The organism is Clostridium senegalense JC122 (genome assembly GCF_000285575.1).
Lineage (GTDB): Bacteria > Bacillota > Clostridia > Clostridiales > Clostridiaceae > Clostridium_J > Clostridium_J senegalense.
Genome location: NZ_HE611063.1, coordinates 1 through 2533, shown reverse-complemented (window position 1 = coordinate 2533; position 2533 = coordinate 1). Strand labels below are relative to the sequence as shown.

The 2533-nt window shown below is 25.1% G+C and carries 2 protein-coding genes, 1 tRNA gene and 1 rRNA gene; 3 read left to right on the top strand and 1 reads right to left on the bottom strand.

Annotated features, from left to right (window positions below; all coding sequences use genetic code 11):
* Nucleotides 1-29 precede the first annotated feature (29 nt).
* The 3 genes from rrf (at nucleotide 30) to CSGHG_RS19085 (ending at nucleotide 1444) form a co-directional block, all read left to right on the top strand.
* Nucleotides 30-147 (top strand): 5S ribosomal RNA (gene rrf / locus CSGHG_RS19095).
* Nucleotides 148-153: 6 nt separating this feature from the next.
* A tRNA-Lys gene (locus CSGHG_RS19090) sits at nucleotides 154-229 on the top strand.
* 111 nt (nucleotides 230-340) lie between these two features.
* Nucleotides 341-1444: a mechanosensitive ion channel family protein gene (locus tag CSGHG_RS19085; protein WP_081496364.1), complete on the top strand. Its 1104-nt coding sequence runs from the start codon at nucleotides 341-343 to the stop codon at nucleotides 1442-1444.
* Between the two features lie 52 nt (nucleotides 1445-1496).
* Here the strand turns inward: CSGHG_RS19085 and CSGHG_RS22290 are convergent, their stop codons facing one another.
* Nucleotides 1497-2234, bottom strand: coding sequence for a hypothetical protein (locus tag CSGHG_RS22290; protein WP_010299834.1), 738 nt, complete (start codon nucleotides 2232-2234; stop codon nucleotides 1497-1499).
* Nucleotides 2235-2533: the final 299 nt, after the last annotated feature.

Below are 2533 nucleotides of genomic sequence, written 5' to 3'. Positions count from 1 at the left end.
AATAAAGTAGTTTGAAAAAATTATTTTAATCTGGTGATGATGGTTTAGAGGGTAACACTCCTTTCCATTCCGAACAGGCAAGTTAAGCCTCTAGACGCCGAGAGTACTGCACGGGAGACTGTGTGGGAGGGTAGGTTGTTGCCAGGTAAGTATGGTTCACTAGCTCAGTCGGTAGAGCACATGACTTTTAATCATGGTGTCCGGGGTTCGATTCCCCGGTGAGCCACCAAATCGTAGTATAAATACTACGATTTTTTTTTATATAAATTTAAAAATAAAGGTTTATATAAAATAAAATGAAGTGTTATAATAGATATAAAAATTAAATGGTATTTATCTTATGAAAGGAGAATGTATGTTATCTTTATTAAATAATGCAGAAAGAATAGGTCCAAATACAATAGGTCAAGAAATGTATATTGTATGGATTAAATTAGCTATTGCAATTGGAACATTTTTATTAATATTGTTTTTAAAAAATGTTTTAGTGAAGTACATAATAAAAGGCATAAATAAAATTTTATTAAAATTAGAAATTAAAAATAATTTTAACATAATAGAAGCTATAGAAAATCCTATAAAAAATTTCTTGTTATTATTAGGTGTATATATAATAATAGTAACAATTTTTGATATATTTAACATAAATGCTCTTATACTAAATAGAGTATTTAATAGTTGTGTTTTATTACTAATAGCACAATCGCTTATAAATATAGTTGAGAAACCCCCAGAAATATTTAACAAATTTCAAGACAGCGATGGAAAACTAGATAAAATAGCATATTCTTTTATAGCTAAATTTATAAAAGTAGCTATTATAGTTGTAGTTGTACTTACTGTTGCACAAGAATGGGGAATGCCTGTAAAGGGACTTATAGCAAGTGCAGGAATTGGAGGAGCTGTTATAGCATTAGCATCTAAAGATACTGCGGCCAACATATTTGCAGGTATAAGTATAATATTTGATAGGTCTTTTTCTATTGGAGATTGGATACAATGTGGAAGTGTTGAAGGAGAAGTAGAAGATATATCTATAAGAAGTACTAAAATAAGAACATCAGATAAGGTTTTAATAACAATACCTAATTCAACTTTAGCTAATGCATCTATATTAAACTTTACTAAACGTGATATAAGAAAAATAAGTTTTGTTTTAGGTGTAACTTATGATACATCTAAAGAAAAGATTCAAATATGTATAAATAGAATACAAGACATGTTATTAAAAGAGAGTGATGTAAACAAAGATGGCATATTAGTTTATTTTGATAGTTATAATAGTAGTAGTTTAGATATAGTTATAGCATATTATACTAACAAAACAAGTTTAAGTGAATATATGAAAGTAAAAAATGATGTAAATTTTAAAATCTTAGATATTTTAGAAAGTGAAAAGATAGACGTGGCATTTCCAACAACAAGTGTTTATATTGAAAAGTAAACAAAAAACTATGGTTTTAAACCATAGTTTTTTTATTATATTAGTATTAATTTTATTCTATATAAGGAACTGATTTTTCAAGAGATGAATATATGCTTTTCACACCCTTAAACCAAGATTGATCTTCAGAATACTTTTGATTAAGCCAACGAAAAGGATCTTCATCTTCAGGTCTGTTTAAGGATAAATTTACAACTGTTCTTGAAACAATTTGTGATGCATCTCCAATGTCAGTATTATAACTTTGCCAACTATTAAATATATTAAATGGATTATTAGCTATTGTAGTGCAATAAGGATTATTTTTAGGAACAAAGCCTTGTTCTTGACCTGTAATAGCAAACAATAATAGTGGGTTTAAATTAAAATTTTTAGCTGTATCTATAATAGTAGAAAAATAAGGTTCTTCAGCTAATATAGAATCTCTTTGAGTTAAATATATTTTTAAAGCATCTATGTTTACTCTTTTGTATTTAAAATCTTCATGGAGATGATTTGTAGTACTTTTTCTTGTCATTTCTTCATTATGCATATATATATTCCTACATTTTTCATTACTCATATTTAATTTAATAGAGTAAAATTCGGGACTGTTATACTTATCATAATAAGAAACAGTAGAATCTTCTTTAAAAGATAAAAAAATATCTTCTTTAAATGTTGGTATATTATCATTAGAAAAAATAGTTATATTAAGCATTTTTATAAAAATGAAACAAGTAAAAGCAACCAAATAAGTTGTTATAAGGTTAATAATTAAACCTTTATTTTTATAAGTTTTTATTTTCATTTATATATCACCATACTATAAAATTTTATGACAAGAGTTAGTTTAACCTAAAACTATAAACTTATTCATGGTGTAAAATTTTATAAAGTATAGATCATATTTGTTATGGAATTTTGTTAATTTTTAGATATATAAGTAAAACATAAACTTTAAAATATATATTTAATATAAACTTAACCAAGTGTATCATCAGTAGAAAAATAAAGAAAAATATAGAAAAAGGTAGAAAAATGTAATTAATTAATTCAAATTGTACAATCAAGGAAAATTTAATTTAATATAGTTATATATAATAAATC